Below are 17048 nucleotides of genomic sequence, written 5' to 3'. Positions count from 1 at the left end.
ATGAAGTCCCGGCACTGCGCGCCGTCTATGGTGCCCTGTACGGATTTGGTTTGTTCGCGCTGATGGATGAAACCATCGCCCCGGCCCTTGGCATCGCCGCCGGACCGACCCACTACCCGTGGCAGGCACACGTGAGGGGCCTGGTCTCCCACATCGTGCTGGGCATCGCCACCGAAACCGTCCTGCAGGTTTCCGACCGTGTCCGCTGAGCACCACGACCCTGCACCAGCGCCGCACGGTACCGTCGGCATAGACAGCGCCGACAGTGCCGATGGTGCCGGCGGTGCTGTGGTCGTGATTACCGGCGCTTCCAGTGGCATTGGCCGGGCCACCGCGCATGCGTTCGCCAAAACCGGTGCCCGGCTCGTTCTCGCGGCCCGCAGTACCGAAACTCTGCAAAAGGTCGCCGCCGAATGTGCCGCGCACGGGGCGCAGGTCATCACCGTGCCTACCGATATCAGCGCGGAGTCCCAGGTAGAAGCCCTCATGAGCTCGGCAGTTGAAGCCTTCGGGCGGATCGACGTGTGCGTCGGTAATGCCTCCGTTTACAGTTACGGAACCTTCGAAACCACACCGCCCGAGGTGTTCCGCCAGATCATCGAGACGAACCTTTTCGGTCCGATCCACACTGCTCGCACGGTGCTGCCGTACTTCCGAAGCCAGGGCCGGGGAACCTTGATCATCATCGGATCGGTGTACTCCAAAATCACCTCCCCCTATGTTTCCCCCTATGTGACCAGCAAATTCGGGCTGCTCGGTTTCACGGAAGTACTGCGCCAGGAGTTACGGAAAGCCAAAAACATCCACATCTGCCTGGTCCTGCCGGCAACGATCGACACCCCCATCTACCAGCACGCCGCAAACTACACCGGCAAGCACGTCCACCCACTACCCCCCGTCGTCTCCCCGCACCGTGTCGCCAAGGCGATCCTGCGGAATTCGAAACGGCCGCGGCCGGTGACCGTGGTCGGCCAGATCCAGCGAACTTTCATCCCGATCCACGGGCTTTTCCCGCGGCTCTATGACCAGTGCATCAACCCGATCATGAACCTGATCGCATTACGGAAAGGCCCCACAGCCCCGTCGAGCGGCACGGTTTTCGCACCGGACCCAGCAAGCAACCAGATCACCGGGAACTGGCGGACTGGCCGGACCAGACGCCTTGGCGCAACCGGCACCATCCTTACTGTCTGGATGATCCTCCGGCGAAGCCGCAAGGCCCGCAGCACGAGTGCCGGTGTTCGAGGACTCTGAAAATAACGGTGCTGGTTGGGCCCGGACCCCACTCTGCGTGCGCCTCGAGCCAGGCCGAGTGCCAGGTAGGGGCAGGGTCAGTCAGTACGGCCATGCCATGACCCTATCTATCGAGGCCCGGCTAGGAGCCGGTCAGGATCCCATACGGGACGCTGCGTGCTGTAGCGGCTACTGACCCCGCCAACCACCTTGGAAAAATCCCGGCATCTTGACAAAAACTCACAGATCGCTGCAAACATTTGGACCCCTCAACTTCCCGCCGAGGTATCGAGTTCGTCCGGTCAAAGGATCCTTTGCTGAGATAGTCAGCGGATGGCACATGAAGACCTTGCTCCCGAAGTAGTCGCCCATCGCGCACGGTCCGCACTCGTCGATTGGAGCCGCGCAACGCTCCACCGGCACCATCCTCGGCGATCAGTGAGAGCACACCGACGTAGGTTTGGATGCCCGCAGTGCGTTGACCGGTTGAGATCGCCTTCGTGTTCGCTACAAGCGCCAGCCCCGCCAATGTCGTTTTTCTAAGTCGTTTGCACGAAATGTCAGAAGTTGACTGCACCGGGTTCAGACGCGGCACTTCTAGCGACAGGGGCCCGACAACGGGCGCCGCGGAGGCATCAACCCTGTAGCTGTTTGGTGCAGGTGACCTCTGAACAGATGTACGACAGTGCAGGGGACTCTGACAACCCGAAATCAGAAGCGGCCTGCACCAGAGGCGTTCTACCGCATGACCTGGTGCAGACGACTTCTGAAAATGACAGCGGGACGTTGATCCGAACCTGCCCGTCGGATCCCGCTAGGCGTTAAGCGCGACCATCCGCGCGGTACCGTCGTAGCCGCCTTGGGGTGCCTTGATGCCAAACAGTGCACCCACGGTGGGCGCGACGTCGACGGTTCGCGCAGGCTCCGATGACACCTTGCCCCGGACCACCCGCGGACTCCCACCGCTGACGAAAAACGGGATGGGCTCCGTCGCCGGATGGCCATGGTTCCCCGGGATCGGGTTGGACACCACGTAGGGGTCCGAGAACCGCCAACCGGCACGGCACGTGGCCACGAGGTCTCCCGCCTCCGGACCCAGGCGAAGCTGCGATGGGGTGTTCACCGCGAGGACTCCCGGATGCGCCAGCACCAGGGCGCGGATCTCGGCCAGTGCGGCGTCCTTCACTGCGGCATCGCCAACCCAGTACAGCAGGTCCGCTCCCCCATTCTGGGCAATCTGGGTTTGCGAGCTCAGGTCCGGGCGGACGCTGAGGATGCGATCAACCGAAATGACGTTGGTGGGAATGGACCAGTCCATCGAATGGTCGGCAAGGACCAGCACCACGCTGGAATCCCACTTCCCGGTTGCCTTCAGCCGGTCCACGAAACGGCCCACCTGCAGATCCGTCGATGCCAGGGCGGCAGTGCGCGCCACCTCTAGGGTCGTGCCCGTCAGGTCACTGTGCCCCATGCGGTCCACGTCGCCGAGGTTGGCAAACACGAAGTCCGGGTCCGCGGAGTCCACCATCGCTATCAGTGCATCCATCGTGGCGGCGTCGGGGGCATGGCCACTCACCGGAACAATGGGAGCCGGCTCCCAACGGTACGTGGCACGCTCACCAAAGATGCCGTACAGGTATTCCTTGCTGAGCACGGTCCCGGTGGTGCGCCCGGTACCGTTTAGTTGCTCGAGCAGGGTGATGAACCGCAGGTCGGAGGGCCGGTCGAGGTCGCGCTGTATAGATTCAGCACGGTCGAAGATCTTGTTGGCTGGCACACCCGTACGGTCCGGGCGGGCACCGGTCATCATCATCACGTGGTTCGGGATGGTCTCCATCACGGGCAGGGACCGGGCAGCCGGGAACGTGGTGCCCTCGGCCCGTAACTGTGCCAGGCGTGGTGTCAGCGCCGCCGTAATCTCGCCGGGCTTGCAGCCGTCGACCACAAGCACGTACGCCCTCATCCGTCCAGCAGCGGCGGGGGCTGGCATACGTGCCCAGGCGGCCCCGGGTGCCCCCGAAAGTACGACGGCGGCGCTACCGGCGGCAGTGACCCTGAGGAACTGCCGACGTGTGGAGTCACTCACAGGACGCCTCCCGTTGCCGGAGTGACCCGCTGCGTGCCGGCTGCAACCTGCCAGGAAGTGGAGATCCTGCTCGTTGCCGAGCGGTCCATCCGTTCCGAGAGCACGTACCAGTCCATGCGCACCCCCGACGGCGTAACGTCCAGCACCGAATACCCGTGGGAGTCGAAGTCGAGGTACTTCACGTGGGGGTTGTTCGCCCTAAAAGCCGCTTCGACGGCGATCGACGCAGTGCGAGGGGGCACGTTCAGGATGTCATCGAGATTGTCGCTAGTCACCGAGGTGCAGACCAGCTCCGTTGCCACGGAATTGCCCGAGGCCGGATACGTCAGCGGGTCGGCGGGAACATCGCAGGCCCAGCCGGAATGGATGTCTCCGGTGAGGAAAACAGTGTCCGTCACGCCGTTGTCCCGCAAGTGCTTCAGCACGCGGGACCGGTCCGCGGTGTAGCCGTCCCACTGGTCGACGTTGTACGGCACTCCATCAATGGTGGTGGTGCCAAGCAGTTCCTGCATGGCACCGATCTCGCTGGTGCTGAGGGTCGACGGGAACCGGATTGGCGTAATCATCACCGGGTTGCCCACCAGCTTCCACTGCACATCCTCTGCGGTGAAACCGTCGAGCAGCCAAGTCATTTGGGCGTCACCGGTAATGGTACGGTCTGGGCTGCTGATCGCCGGATCGACGTTCCCTGCCTGCTGGCTGCGGTAGCTGCGCAGGTCAAGCATGGAAATGCTCGCTAGCGAGCCAAAGGACAGGCGACGGTACAGGTCGCCGCCGTTCTCGTAACGCACCGGCATCCATTCGGCGTAGGCCTGCTGCGAGGCTGTACGCCGGTCGGCCCAGGTGCCTTCGACGCCTTCCGTGTGGTTCTCCGCGCCGTCGGACCAGGCGTCGTTCGCGGACTCGTGGTCGTCCCACGTCACCACAAACGGAGCTACCGCGTGCAGGGCCTGGAGGTCAGGATCTGTCTTGTACTGGGCGTGGCGGCGCCGGTAGTGCTCAAGGACGGTCATCTCCACTGCGGGATCATGCGGGCGAACGACGATTTCGCGCGCCTGGTATTCACCCGGCGCATACTCGTACAGGTAGTCCCCGACGTGTAGTACGAGGTCCAGGTCCCCGCGTGCGGCAAGGTGGCGGTAAGACGAGAACCAGCCGGCCTGGAGGTTCGCACAGGACACGACGCCGATTCGCAAACGATCCACAGCCGCTCCTGCTGCTGGCGCCGTGCGCGTCCTGCCCACTGGCGAGATGCTCTTGCCCAAGCTAAACCGATACCAATAGGTTGTAGCGGGCTGCAGTCCCCGCGGTTCCGCTTTGACGGTGTGGTCGCGGAATGCGCCGGTAGTCGTCGCGCCGCGCGTCACTACCCGGCGGAAACCCGCATCCAGGGCAACCTCCCACTTCACCGTTGCGTCCGGGCCAATCCCTGAACCGGGAGTCGCCTCGGGCGTCGGTGTGATGCGGGTCCACAGCAGGACGCCGTCGGGCAGCGGGTCACCGGAGGCAACACCATGCGAGAACAGCGCGTTTGGCTTCGAAGAAACCTGGAGCGGCGCGGCCTGGGAGGCAGGTGCCGTCACCGTTCCAGCAGCGGCACCTGTGACAGCGACGGCGCCTGCCGTGCGCAGCAAATTACGGCGGGTGATGGGGTTCATGTGTCCATTAGATAACGCCGCACTGACGACATGCCCGGGAACCGTGGCCGACAAGCAAGTGTTCACCGAACGTATAACTGATAATCACCGAAATCCACTCACCTCATGGGCTCAGACTGTTTTTCTCGCTCTGCAGGACGGCCCGGCCAGTCGATGACGGCGCTGAGCCGTCCACCGCGCACGAGGAAATTTCCGGTCGCCACGTCCCCGTGGAACCAAACCGGGCTCCCGACCTGGATGGCCGGCAGCTGGGAATCCGTCGGGACGACTCGGCGCTCTCGCGCAGCTGCTGAACGAGTTCGGCAGCTGCGCAACCTCGCCGCGGTCACGCGCGGTATCCGCTACCATGCGGTCGAAGCTGCCGCGGGCCTTAATGGCGGCCTTGGCGACGAAACCGACCGACGCCCTGGGGATCGTCAGGTGGGCTACCACCTCTCGCACGTTCCGAGCCGAGCACAGCGACTGCGTGGCCCACTCGGCGTCGTCGAGGTCTTCGAGGACGTCGCACAGGTGGTGCCGTTCGGCCTTCACAGCCGCCGTGATCTCATCCTGGTTCATGGTCTAGGCTCCTCGGCTGGTCGTAGGGGCCGCCAGAATCCGCCCATCGACTAACGGGCACCGGTAGGCGGCCACGGAATAAGAGCGGCCCACGACACTGCATGGAGCCGCGCAGTGAGCCGCCCTTACTAATAATTAATGGGGGTCAGCCGCGTGATGCAAGGAACTGCTCGAGGGCGGCGAGGTCGTCCGTGTTGATGTGGTCGACGCCGGCATCCGCCAGCTCCGACCAGACGGCTTCGCGCGCCTCGCCCGGCAGGTCCGGGGTCGCCCAGAACCGGACCCGTGAACCCTGCTCATGAGCCGTGGCGACGTAAGCCCGAAGCTTCTCACGCTCAGCGACCGGCATCTCGCCCACACCTTGCCAGGTGAAGAGCTGGTTCCAGTTGTTGCTGATCAGCGGCATGAGGCTCGATGGCAGCGCCGAACCGAGGTCCGTCGCACGGCCGTCGTAGAAGCTTGAGCGCTGCCGGTCGGCAGTCATCGTTGCGAGGTGACGGTTGCCGCTGACGACAACGCTCACTGCCCCCTGCTTCACCTTGCCGTTGCTAAAGCGTGTGAGTAGGGAGCGGTGCTCGTCGAGCTCGGCTTCAAGGGCGGCGTACGTCTGCTCGGCATCACCCTTGATGTCGACCAGCAGTTGGAACTCGCCGTCCCACCCCGGGTAGACGCTGCCGGCCTTGCCGTCCACAAGCCCGTCGAGCGGGTCAAGGTAGAGGCTCTCGAGCGTCACGCCGGGAGTGACATCGTCGAGGTCGTGCGCCACGAGGAGTTCGCCGTCCACGAGCCACACATCAGCCTCAACGCTGGTGAACCCGTGTTGGAGGGCATCGAACAGCGGTCGTTCGTGCTCATAATCATTATGGGCGTGTGCTGCCTCACGCGGGGTGCCAAGGACGACGTCGTCCGGCGCCTGGGATGCGTTTGCCGGAACGGCGACAGAGACGGCAAGGGATGAGCAGACAAGCAGTAGCGCGAGCGGCCGGGTGATGGACATGGTCCTCAACTTCCTGATGGGGGTTTATGACCCTCCTACGCTAGGAAACTGAGGTAAGCAGCAGGCTGACGCTCACTGGCGCCCGGGTGAACAACGCGCGGACACCGACTAAGCAAGCGTCGCGAAGTATCTGACCAGCCCAGATAGGGCGGACCGGGGTGCAATAGCCTCGACTGCGGCGTATTACTTCGGGCTGGTGTGCACATCATAGGCAACGTGCCGGGGAATCCGACACACCGGTGCCGCCTGACATCCCTCGTCGGCGCTGGCATACCTGGCAAGTGTTCACCTGGTCGTCGTTTACGGGTGGTACCTTCACCGGATGGACGCACCCCTGTCTGGGCCGGAGGCCCCTGCGGGTCGGCGGGTGCGGGGGGCGGCCACGCCCAGCGCGGCGGCCAGTGCGACGGCGGTAGCAAGCGGTGCGAATTTCCTCTTCATGATTTGTATTCCTTGGATTCGGTAGGAGCGGAGGTTGCCGGGTTCTCACTTCCCCGGCGGAACCTACCCTGCCCTTCCTATGGAAACGCCCGCTCAGGAGGATATGAACAGCACGCACACTTTCAACCAGCGTTCCCAAGCACGATCCACCGGTCCACAGCCGCGGTTCTTTGCCGCGCTCGGCTTTTTAGTCGATGTCGAAGCCGTATGTGGTGACCACGGGTTTGTGGTCTGAGGGTGCGATGTCTCCGTGGAAGGAGTCGACTATCTCTGTGGTGAGTGCGCGGATGTTGCCGTAGTGGAATTGGAAGTCGATGACCCAGGGTGTGGTGGGTTGGGGCCAGGTGGGAACGGTGGGCCAGGTGGGGCCGGGCACTACTCCGAGGGCGGAGTAGGAATCGTGGAGCCCGGCGGCGTGCAGTATCCGCGTAACGTGCCAGGACTCGTTGAGGTCGCCCATGAACAGCACTGGTTCACCGGGTGCGCCCATTGCTGTCAGGGCAGTTCCTGCTGCTTCTGATTGGGCAATGCGTGGATTGATGTGTTCGGTGAGTTCGCGTTGGGTCCCGGGGAAGCAGAAGTGGGCGGTGCTGACGACGATGGTGGTTCCGTCTTGTGCGGCGAGTCGAACCCAGAACAGTTTCCGGTCGCGGTGGATCTCATCCACGCCGATGCCGATATCTAGGGCGCCGTGTTCCACTTCGGTGAACAACTGAGCGTTCCACCAGATTGAGCTTTCGTGGCTCCATCCGCGGTCTTCGTCTTGAACGCGTTGGTGGCTGGTGAGTTCGCTGTCGATCACGTCGCGGGTGGCTGGGCGGAGTTCCTGGACGGCGTAGATGTCGGGACGGCGCGTGCGCAGCAGAGCCCGGAGCGCGGGTTCGCGTTCGGGCCAGCGATTGTCCGCCCAAATGTTGTGGGTCATTACAACGAAACGCATGGAATCATCGTCCTTTCTGAATCGGCGCCGCGTGCACCTAGGGCACGTGGGCCAGGTTGTGAGAGCTGGAAGGATTGTCCGCGCTCGGGGAGGATGAGCGGTGTTGTGGTGCGGGGAAAGAGGTGCGGGTGGGAGCTATGGACAGCCGCTACCGCTCCTGGTCGAACCGCTTCAACCAGCCAGGCGAGGTCGTCCGGGCTGGCGTGGCCGCCGGAGTCGAGCCAAACGAAGTCCAGTCCGAGGGTTTTCACCCATGCCTGCAGCGACGCCCATTCCGGGGCCCAGGCGCCCAGCGGCTCCCCGTTGCTGTGAATCAGCACATCGCCGGGACCGGCTCCAGTGGCCAGGGCCACCCAGCGGTCCGGGACTTGCAGCTCTACCAAAAAATTGTTGCTGTTCCGGCGAAGGTCGTCGATGGATACCAGTGTTTCACCGGCTGCGATGCGATCTATGGAGTTGCCGGTGGCAAGGACTGCGACGGCCGCGCCGTCGTCGTTCGGGCGGGGGCTGCTAAGACCATGGTGGACGGCGGCACGCCATCCGGCGAGTGTTTCCGGCCGAAGTACCAGGGTCCGCCCGTTCGCTGCCGCCGCGTCACGCAGGCTGGCCAGTCGTCGAAGGTTACGAGGGTAGGGGGTGACGAAGGCCAGTCCATCGGTGGCCCCCAGGATCCTGTCAACTCGTTCAGCAACCTCGGTCTCCGATAGTGGCCTGACCGGGCTTGAGTCGGGCCGGAGTGTGGTGCCCTCAGTAATGAGAAGATCCACCCCAGCTGCCCGCTCCGCGAAAGCTGCCATGCGTTCCGGTGAATGGCCGTGGCCGCGCCAGTCTCCAGTCCAGGCAATACGCCGGTCGCCTGCTTGCAGGACAAAACCAGCTGCGCCGGGGACATCATGATCCACGTGGACGAGTTCCAGATCCATGTCACCGATAGTTATGTGTTCGCCTTCATCCAGGCCGCGGATCGTGGCCGGAGTAGGTGGCAGGACTCCCACATCCGTGAGACCCGTGTGGAGGGCGGCGCCGTCGGAACTCATCAGGACGGGAACCTCGGGATTGACGAACGGGAGGAGCCCGCAGTGGTCATTGTGGTTGTGGCTGACGAAGATGCTTATGTTTTCCGGCTGGTCCAGGATGGACACTTTGTTCAGCAGCCGGCCTGGCTGCGTCATGGGTTCGACGGTGGAGGCGACACTTCCGCCGGTGGGCGCGAGCTGGGCCGGGTCATAGAGTCCCTCCACCAACGGTGCCATTCCCGCCCTCAGATGTGCGGCGAGACTCCCTTCCAGGGGTGCGGGGGAGGAGCGGGAGAACAGTGAACCGGTGGGGTTTGGTGTGGTCCCGAAGTCGAAGAACAGGGCTGAATTCCCTGCCTGGATTGCGGCCTGCACTCCACCGATGGTGGTGGTTCCGTTGAAGAAGGTCAGAGTCGGTTCGTGATCAGGTGCCATCGGGGATCTCCTTGAGTGCGGCGGCGAAAGCGGAAAAATCGTTATAGCGGGCGCTGGACCAGCGCGCGGTCGGATCCGTGTGGAGCGGATCGATGTGCACCGTCCGGCAGCCTTGCCCGGCGGGGGGTAGCAGATCATTCCAGAGGTTGTCACCGATCACCAGCACTTCCGGGGGCTGGGTGTTCCATTGCTGGTTCGCGTGGGTGATCAGTTCCGCGCAACCAGCGGGCTTGCGGGCATCGAAGCGCACCACCTCGAACGGCTGGCGCAGATTCAGTCGTTGCACCAGCGGTCCCGCGAGCTCTTCCGGGGTGTTGGTGGCCAGCAGCAGCCGGCGTCCCTGGCCGAGGCGCTGCAGTACGTCATCGAGGTGTTCGGACCGGATGAGGGTGGTGGCCCGGTCGTTGACATACCGGCGGGCACGGGTGAAAGCCTCGCGCAGCACAACCTGTCCCGCACCGCGACGCGATGCCAGTGCCCCGATGATCTGCCATTGGTCTCCCAGATAGCGCAGCGGACCGTCGTGGCTTATCCGACCCTGCAGATCCCCAGGTAGGGGCACCGGATTGCCTTGCCAGTCCGTTGCTGTTTCCGCAGTCCACTGCGGGGCGTGGATGACGATCCCGCGGGCCGGTTCCACAAAACAACCCGGCAGCGCAGCGGGGTGGGTCCTTTGGATCACGGCGTCGACCTCGTCCCAGAGGCCGCGACCTCCACTGCGGGGTATGGTCTCCTCCAACGCCGTCGCGTAGTAGCCGGTGACCCGGGGGTCGTCATGCAGCGTGCCGTCGAGGTCAAAAAGTACCACTTTGATAGCAGCGAGGTTCACCAGCGGTGCCGGCGGCTTGAGGTCAAGATTCCCTCGGAGCAGGTTCGTAGAATTCGTTGACATACCGGAGTCCTCAGTTCTGGGGTGCGGACGCCAGAAGGCTGGTCGCTTCGGCGTCCATCCGCTCCGCGGCTTCCTGTGGGGTCAGTCGGCCCAGGACCACTTCTTCGACGATTCCGGTGACCATGTCATCGATTGCGTTGCCGGCCGCGGTTGGAGGCATGATCTGCGCGTTGACGAAAACATTGTCGAAGGCCGCCGCTTTCTGCGGGTTTTCTTCGTAGTTGGTGCTTAGGAGTTCGGTGTCAAGGGCACTTTCCACGGCAGGTGAGTAGCCGGTTCGGGCCGCGTAGATGGACTGGGCGTCGGTGTCGGCAAACCATCGCATGAACAACCAGGAGGCCAGTTCCTGCTCAGGATCATCGGAGGAGAGAATGACGTGGTTTCCGCCGTAAAGCTGGGTGATGGGTTCTGCTGTTTCCTGGGGGGTCAGCGCCACCGACCACTGGAATTTGTCTTGAATCTGCTCGATTTTCGTTGAGGTCCGTGCCGTGGTGCCCAGCTCGGTGGCGGTGCGTTCGTTGGTGAATTCCTGTTCGGTGTCCGCCGCGGTGTAGGCGAGCTCCTCCTCGAAGAGCAGGGCCAGCAGCTCCAGGGATTCGATGGACTCAGGGGAAGTGAACTCGGTGGTTGCTGCGCCGGGATCATAGGGTGTGATGCCTTTGGAGCGCAGCATGTTGTAGTAGATCCCGTTCTTGCCTGTGCCCATGGCGGAGTAGGGCAGCCCGGTTTCGTCCTTCATTTGCCGGGCCTGGTCCAGAAATTCGTCCCAGTCGGCTGGCGGTGCATCGATGCCGGCCTCGGCGAACAGGTCAGCGTTGTAGTACATGCCCATGCTGGAGTTGCCATGCGGCCAGGACAGGGTGCTGCCGTTGTAGGCATCCACTTGCTGCCGGGCCAGGACGCCGTCGACCATGTCTGCCATATCCTCCTCGGGCACACCGTATTGTTCGCTTTCGATGTACGGATCCAGCGGTTCAATCACATCATTTGCCACGTACTCCAGGGTGTCGTTTTCATATGCCATGGAGACATCGGGGGCGCCCCCACCAGCTAGGGACGCCCGGACGGCCTGATTGAGTTCCTGGTAGGAGCCTTTGAAGGATTCGTTGACCACGATTCCCCACTCGTTGGTGGCGTTGAACTCCTGGACCATCTCGGTCATCGCCTCTCCGTAGATGGTGGCCTGGATATGCCAGAAATCAATCTCGACCCCCTCGGGAAGCTCGATGCCGTCAATGCTTTCCGTGCTGGCGGCAGCGTTACCCGGATCGCCTGCGTCTCCGCCGGAGCAGGAGGTCACCAGCAGCGTGCCGGCGAGGAGGAAGGATGGAAGAGCGGCTCTTTTGGACATACTCATGGGACTGGCACCTCCGGTGCGGTTAGGAGAATCGTTTGTGCTATTCGTCGGGGCGGTGTGAGCGGGTAAGAGGATGTCAGCCTTTGACGCCGAAAGCTGTGAGGCCTTCCACGAAGCGGCGTTGGACAAAGAGAAAGAAAATAATGCCCGGGACCGCGACAAGTGTCGTGGCCGCCATCAGCAGGTGGTAGAGCGATCCTTCGTCGCCGGAGAATGCCATCAGTCCAAGCTGGACGGGCCGGATGGATTCGCTCTGGGTGGCGATCAAGGGCCACAGCAGTTCATTCCACCGCCCGATGAATCCGAACAACACCACCGTGAGTACCGCGGGCATGGTCATGGGAATGAGCACCCGCCACAGGAACGTCCAGTGGGAGGCCCCGTCCATGCGGATGGCGTCCCAGTAATCGCGGGGCACTGCCATGAACGCCTGACGCAGCAGGAAAATCGCGAAGGCGCCAGCTACACCGGGCAGGATCATCCCGGCATAGGTGTCGTACAGCCCCGAGCCGCCTTCCCCCAAGAGGTCATTTCCCCCTGTGAGGGGGATCTGGCGGATCAGCACATAGTTGGGCACGATCCTGGCCTCGAAGGGGATCATCATGGTGGCTAGTACCACCAGGAAGAGGAGGTTGTTAAACCGGAACTTCATGCGGGCGAAGGCATACGCCGCGGTGATCCCAGTGACGAGCTGCAACGCGGTGCCGAGCACCGCCACTATCAAACTGTTGAGGAAATAGCGTCCGAACCCGGACGGGGGCCCCTCCCATGCCTGCGCATAGTTGGACCACTGGGGATCCGACGGCAGCATGGTCGGTGGTGACAGGTTCACTTCCTGAAAGGTTTTCAGCGAGCTCGAAATCATCCAGAAGAAGGGAAACAGCATGACCACCGCACCGGCGATCAGGGCGCCGTAAAGGACCACCCGGCTAGCTTTCCTGCGCCAGCGCTGGGCGGCGTGTGCTCGGGCGGACTTCTTGGGGGGACCCACCGGCGACCGGGTCCGGGTAGTTTCTGCGGTCTTGTTCTCAATCGTGTGTAGTGCCACGGGACTGTTCCGCCTTCTCGGTCTGATGGAATGAGGACTGGGACGCCCGTGTCGGCTCAGTCGTAATGCACGCGTCGCTCAGCAAACCGGAACTGCACCAGGGTGACTATCAGGAGAAGGAAGAAAAGGAGCATGGAGAGCGCCGCAGCGAATCCCACCGAGCTGGGACGCTCATAGAGGTGACGGAAGATGAGCACGGGCAGCGTAAGGGTCGAGTCCAGCGGAGATCCGGCTCCGGCGCCATAGCCGCCCCCGCTGGTCAGGACGTACACCTCGTTGAAACTCTGGAAGGACCGGATCGTCGACACCACCAGGAGCAGGAACAGGGTCGGCGAAACCAGCGGCATGGTGATGCGCGTAGCCATCTGCCAGGAGTTCACCCCATCCATCCGCGCGGCTTCCTTCACCTGGGGATCAATAGTGATCAACCCGGCGAGGATGATGACGACGGCGAAACCCAATGTGTTCCACACGCTGAAAGCCATGACGCACACCAGAGCAACGCTTGGACCTGCTAGGAACCCGGGGGCGCCGTCGGGCCATCCGATACCTACTGCCCCCAACAGTTTGGGCACTATCGGTTCAGGGTCCAGTAGCCACTGTTGGGCCGGCAGCCCAAACCACTCCATGAGGGAATTCAGCACGCCTACCTGCGGATTGAGCAGCCAGACAAACGCTAGCCCCGCAGCGACTGTGGAAGTGATGTACGGGACAAAGTAGGCGGTGCGCAATGCACCCAGAAACCGGACCTTTGAATTGAGCAGGTTAGCGATCACGAAGGCGATCACAATGGTCGCTGGCACGGTGCCGAGCACGTAGAAGCCAGTCACCATGAGGCTCTGGCCCACCTCGCCAGGAGCGCCGCCCGGGCGGCTGCCTATCTGCTCGAAGATCCGGATGTAGTTATCCAGGCCGATAAATTCCTCGGGCTGGATACCCCAGCGCCAGAGACTCATCCACGCCGAAAGGAAAATCGGATAGATGTCGAAGGCCCATAGCAGCACTAAGGTGGGAGCCAGGTAAAGAGCGGGCAGCCACAGCCGTTCCATGCGCTGCCGCTTTCGCCGCCGCACAATAATTTCTGACGCCATGTGATTGGTTCCCCCATCGCAGATACCTGACGAGAACAACGCTAAGGAGTCAGAACGACCCAGAGATCAACCACTCATGGACCCCAAGGAAACACTCGATGTCCGTCATCGGAACCCGCTGGCTGCTGCTGCTGACAAGAGACTAGCTACGAAGCGAACAGATTCGGCTGGGCCAGCCCCCGCCGGTCTAGCCATCGAGTTGTGCTCCAACGACCGTCATTGCGAAGCCAGCGCAGCAATGCGATTGGTCGAACGACCGACTGACGTGCCCCACAGGGTCTGAGGATCGGGCTTTTCCTGGGAGGCTCAACCCATGCCACGACCCTATCCGCCGGAATTCCGTGAACGGGCAGTCGCCTTGGTGCGCGCCGGCAGACCCATCACCACTGCCGCGGTCGAACTCGGCGTCAGTGCCGCGGCGATCCATAACTGGGTCCGCCAGGATCAGATCGATCGGGGCGAGCGTCCCGGAGCTCCGACGCCGGAGAGCGTAGAGCTGGCGAAAGCGAAGAAAAGGATCCGGCAGCTCGAGGAAGAAGTCGTCATCCTGAAGACGGCATCGAAGCTGTTCGGGGAGGATCGACCCCACCCAAAAGGGTTCACCCGATGATCGACATCCTCGTCGAGACGGGTCATCGGGCGAAACGTTGCTGCCGACTGCTCGGGGTCAGCAGTCCGGGCTATCACAAATACAAGAAACAGCCGCTGTCCCCGACGCTGATGCGCCGGCAATGGCTCACCGGCCTGATCCGAGAGATCCACACGGCCTCCAGACAGACCTACGGGTCTCGCCGGGTCCACGCCGAGCTGACCCTCGGGATGGGCGTGAAAGTCAGCGAGAGACTCCTCGCCGTGCTCATGAGCGATGCGAAGATCGTTGGATTACCCGGCCCCACGAAGGTGAAACGGCTCCACGGCGTCGCGACCGCTGACGATCTCGTGCACCGCAAGTTCCGACACGTTCCCCCGTCAATTGACAGTGCCCAGGACACCAACCTCGTCATCAACGCGCTCGACATGGCGATCAAGACGCGCATGCCGCCGGCCGGCGGCATCGTTCATGCGGATCATGGCACGCAGTTCACCTCGTGGGCCTTCACGAACAAGATTCTCGAGTCGGGGTTGATGCCCTCGTTCGGCACCGTCGGCGATTGCTACGAGAATTCGATAATGGAATCGTTCTGGTCGAGCATGCAGAGCTACTCAACTGGAAGAAGTGGCGCATCAGAGTCGATCTAGCGAACGCCATGTTCGACTACATCGAGATCTTCTACAACCGGCAGCGGCGCCACTCGAAACTCGGATACATCACCCCGATCGAACACGAACTACGCTTCAACAGAACACCCATCCCCGCCTGATCCTCACACCGACCAGGGCAACGAAACTATGGGGCACGTCAACGAGTCAACCAAACCGTGGGCAGTCCGCATCGCATACTTTAGGTAGCTGGCCATCACGCTCTCACGGAAAAGCTCGAATCGGGATGACAGCGGGTTGTCCCGGAAGGTTCGGTTCGGAGTCTCCGGTGCTGACCGCGTTGCCGCGACGGTTTGGCGGCGGTCGAGTTCCCCGACGAGGATCGCGTACTGCTCCCTGGCGCCCCTTGGAGGAAAGTCGCCATCCAAAAGCTGGTACGTCTGATTGCTCAACACCTGCAGCGTACGGGTTAAGACATTCGAGAGGTCAGCCGGGATCCTTCTGGGTGCCTCATTCCAGGTGTTCCACGTCGGCGGTTCAAGGAGAAGTCCTTTTCGATCACCACCGCGCCCTAATTTTGGCGGGTGACGGTCACGTCTTCCTGCCAGTGGAACAGGCGACGACCCTGCCCTGCACCGAGTTGAACCCACAGCACGCTGTGATCATCCGTGATCGCGTCGATGAGTCCGGGCAATTCGCGGTCTCGGTATTTGTCAAGGGTATTGAGGCCAGCGTGAGTTTATGCGGCTAGTTCTGCGTTGTTTTTTTCCTCGGGTTTGGTGGCGGGTTTGTTGATCCAGGTGGTGCCGGGTAGCACCAGGATTTTCGGGTCGGTTGTGGTGGCAAAGCGCTGGGGATTCCGGGATCGGGCAGCGGCCAGTGTCGCCGAGCGGTGGGCGGCTTTGCCGGCGGCGAGGCCATAGTGGACGTCGGCGGGGGTGTTCAACCCGATGCCGGTGTGATGGTGGGTGTGGTTGTAGCCCTCGATGAACGTGGCGATGAACGCCCGTGCTTCACCTACGGAGGCGAAGCGTTCGGGGAAGACCGGGGTGAATTTCAGGGTCTTGAACCATGCCTCGGAGAACGGGTTGTCATTGCTTACCCGGGGTCTGGAATGCGATTGGGTGACTTCCAGATCGGACAGTAACGCCGCGACGGTTTTGGAGGTCATCGACGTCCCACGGTCGGCGTGAACGATGGTGGGGATCCCGTGGATACCGAAAATCTCCTTCATCATCTCCACCGCCAGGACCCCCGACTCGCGGGTGTGGACGTGCGCCCCGACGATGTAGCGGGAGTAGATATCGATCATCACGTACGCGTCGAAGTACGTGCCTTTGACCGGGCCGGGCAGCTTCGTAATATCCCACGAGTACACCTGCCCGGGGCCGGTGGCGATGAGCTCGGGGATCGCCCGGGCCGGATGGCGGGCCTGCCTGCGGCGTTCCTTGACTTGCTTGTTCTCCGCCAGGATCCGGTACATCGTGGAGATCGAGGCAAGGTAGATACCCTCATCCAGCAGTCGGGCGTAGATCTGAATCGGCGCCAGATCCACAAACTCCGGTGAGTTCACCACCGCCAGGACCCGGTCCCGCTCAGCAGTACTGAGCCGGTTGGCCGGCACCGCCGGTACGCGGTGTCCGGGTCGCGGTGGCACGGGAAACACCCGTCAACCGGGCAGCAGTGCGGGTCGCGATGGTGGCTTTGGTGAGTTGCCGGTAGGTGTCCATCAGGACTTCGTGTGCGGGGGTTCGTCCCGCGAGCTCTTGGACAACTGCTCCAAGAGCTCGTGTGCTTTTCCCATGATCGTCAGCGCCACCTCAGTGGTCGCCAGACGCTGCTGGGCGGTGTCGAGCTGGCGGCGTAACCGGGCGATCTCCGCCTGCTCCGGGGTCAGCCGGCCGATCTTCTCGCCAGGCTTTTTCCCCGCAAGCACCCCCGCGTCGCGGAATTTCCGCCATTTGAGTGATCTGCGAGGAATAGATTCCCTGCTCCCGAAGATACGCACCGCCCTCGTTGCGACCGATCGCGTCCTCATAACCGGAGAGATACTCCAGCTTCTGCGCCGGGCTGAACGAACGCCTCGGCGCCGGACC

13 protein-coding genes and 2 pseudogenes are annotated in these 17048 nt (G+C 62.7%); 3 read left to right on the top strand and 12 right to left on the bottom strand.

The features are described 5' to 3' along the window. Together Y704_RS24240 and Y704_RS0100850 are read left to right on the top strand one after the other, a co-directional pair. A partial coding sequence (locus Y704_RS24240) for a hypothetical protein (RefSeq protein ID WP_026548732.1) occupies positions 1–209 on the top strand: 209 nt, incomplete at its 5' end. Next, positions 199–1254, top strand: coding sequence for an SDR family NAD(P)-dependent oxidoreductase (locus Y704_RS0100850; RefSeq protein WP_051476563.1), 1056 nt, complete (start codon positions 199–201; stop codon positions 1252–1254). The genes Y704_RS24240 and Y704_RS0100850, both read left to right, overlap by 11 nt. A 793-nt stretch (positions 1255–2047) precedes the next feature. Here Y704_RS0100850 and Y704_RS0100845 read toward each other — a convergent pair. The 11 genes from Y704_RS0100845 to Y704_RS17920 all read right to left on the bottom strand — a co-directional run bounded on the left by Y704_RS0100845 (position 2048) and on the right by Y704_RS17920 (position 13710). Beyond that, entirely contained in the window at positions 2048–3319 is a 1272-nt protein-coding gene (locus tag Y704_RS0100845) for an alkaline phosphatase family protein (RefSeq protein WP_026548730.1), read from the bottom strand. Continuing rightward, entirely contained in the window at positions 3316–4977 is a 1662-nt protein-coding gene (locus tag Y704_RS0100840) for an alkaline phosphatase D family protein (RefSeq protein WP_035770972.1), read from the bottom strand. The genes Y704_RS0100845 and Y704_RS0100840 overlap by 4 nt, the downstream gene beginning before the upstream one ends. Positions 4978–5075: 98 nt before the next feature. Next, entirely contained in the window at positions 5076–5306 is a 231-nt protein-coding gene (locus tag Y704_RS24945; RefSeq protein ID WP_253904173.1) for a phosphotransferase, read from the bottom strand. Positions 5307–5680: 374 nt separating this feature from the next. Beyond that, positions 5681–6532: a phosphatidylinositol-specific phospholipase C/glycerophosphodiester phosphodiesterase family protein gene (locus Y704_RS0100830; protein ID WP_026548728.1), complete on the bottom strand. Its 852-nt coding sequence runs from the start codon at positions 6530–6532 to the stop codon at positions 5681–5683. A 315-nt stretch (positions 6533–6847) separates the two neighbouring features. After that, positions 6848–6973: a hypothetical protein gene (locus tag Y704_RS25505; protein WP_275451041.1), complete on the bottom strand. Its 126-nt coding sequence runs from the start codon at positions 6971–6973 to the stop codon at positions 6848–6850. A 187-nt stretch (positions 6974–7160) separates the two neighbouring features. Next, a complete protein-coding gene (locus Y704_RS0100825; RefSeq protein ID WP_026548727.1) occupies positions 7161–7913 on the bottom strand; it encodes an endonuclease/exonuclease/phosphatase family protein in 753 nt (250 codons plus the stop codon). Beyond that, positions 7898–9364: an MBL fold metallo-hydrolase gene (locus tag Y704_RS0100820; protein ID WP_026548726.1), complete on the bottom strand. Its 1467-nt coding sequence runs from the start codon at positions 9362–9364 to the stop codon at positions 7898–7900. Before Y704_RS0100820 ends, Y704_RS0100825 begins: the two co-directional genes overlap by 16 nt. Further along, a complete protein-coding gene (locus tag Y704_RS24230; RefSeq protein WP_026548725.1) occupies positions 9354–10256 on the bottom strand; it encodes an HAD family hydrolase in 903 nt (300 codons plus the stop codon). Before Y704_RS24230 ends, Y704_RS0100820 begins: the two co-directional genes overlap by 11 nt. 10 nt (positions 10257–10266) lie before the next feature. Then, positions 10267–11613, bottom strand: coding sequence for an extracellular solute-binding protein (locus tag Y704_RS0100810; protein ID WP_026548724.1), 1347 nt, complete (start codon positions 11611–11613; stop codon positions 10267–10269). A gap of 76 nt (positions 11614–11689) precedes the next feature. Beyond that, on the bottom strand, positions 11690–12661 hold the full coding sequence (locus Y704_RS0100805) for a carbohydrate ABC transporter permease (protein ID WP_162149337.1): 972 nt from the start codon (positions 12659–12661) through the stop codon (positions 11690–11692). A gap of 56 nt (positions 12662–12717) precedes the next feature. Beyond that, positions 12718–13710, bottom strand: a complete 993-nt coding sequence (locus Y704_RS17920) for a carbohydrate ABC transporter permease (RefSeq protein ID WP_051476560.1) — start codon at positions 13708–13710, stop codon at positions 12718–12720. A gap of 355 nt (positions 13711–14065) precedes the next feature. Between Y704_RS17920 and Y704_RS17915 the strand changes: the two are divergent. After that, positions 14066–15113: pseudogene (locus Y704_RS17915) on the top strand (IS3 family transposase). A 578-nt stretch (positions 15114–15691) separates the two neighbouring features. Here the strand turns inward: Y704_RS17915 and Y704_RS0100775 are convergent. Continuing rightward, a pseudogene (locus Y704_RS0100775) lies at positions 15692–17048 on the bottom strand (IS3 family transposase); the annotation flags it as partial.

Origin of the sequence: Arthrobacter sp. Br18 (genome assembly GCF_000520555.1) — a bacterium.
In the GTDB taxonomy this organism is placed as follows: domain Bacteria; phylum Actinomycetota; class Actinomycetes; order Actinomycetales; family Micrococcaceae; genus Arthrobacter_D.
Note: the sequence above shows the minus strand (reverse complement) of the source record. Positions and strands in the feature narration are given on the sequence as shown.

What these genes read in the sequence shown, in the direction of transcription:
- Y704_RS0100820 (WP_026548726.1), bottom strand. Translation starts at nt 9,364, where the DNA reads ATGGCACCTGATCACGAACCGACTCTGACCTTCTTCAACGGAACCACC.
- Y704_RS0100825 (WP_026548727.1), bottom strand. Translation starts at nt 7,913, where the DNA reads ATGCGTTTCGTTGTAATGACCCACAACATTTGGGCGGACAATCGCTGG.
- Y704_RS17920 (WP_051476560.1), bottom strand. Translation starts at nt 13,710, where the DNA reads ATGGAACGGCTGTGGCTGCCCGCTCTTTACCTGGCTCCCACCTTAGTG.
- Y704_RS0100810 (WP_026548724.1), bottom strand. Translation starts at nt 11,613, where the DNA reads ATGAGTATGTCCAAAAGAGCCGCTCTTCCATCCTTCCTCCTCGCCGGC.
- Y704_RS0100830 (WP_026548728.1), bottom strand. Translation starts at nt 6,532, where the DNA reads ATGTCCATCACCCGGCCGCTCGCGCTACTGCTTGTCTGCTCATCCCTT.
- Y704_RS25505 (WP_275451041.1), bottom strand. Translation starts at nt 6,973, where the DNA reads ATGAAGAGGAAATTCGCACCGCTTGCTACCGCCGTCGCACTGGCCGCC.
- Y704_RS24230 (WP_026548725.1), bottom strand. Translation starts at nt 10,256, where the DNA reads ATGTCAACGAATTCTACGAACCTGCTCCGAGGGAATCTTGACCTCAAG.
- Y704_RS0100840 (WP_035770972.1), bottom strand. Translation starts at nt 4,977, where the DNA reads ATGAACCCCATCACCCGCCGTAATTTGCTGCGCACGGCAGGCGCCGTC.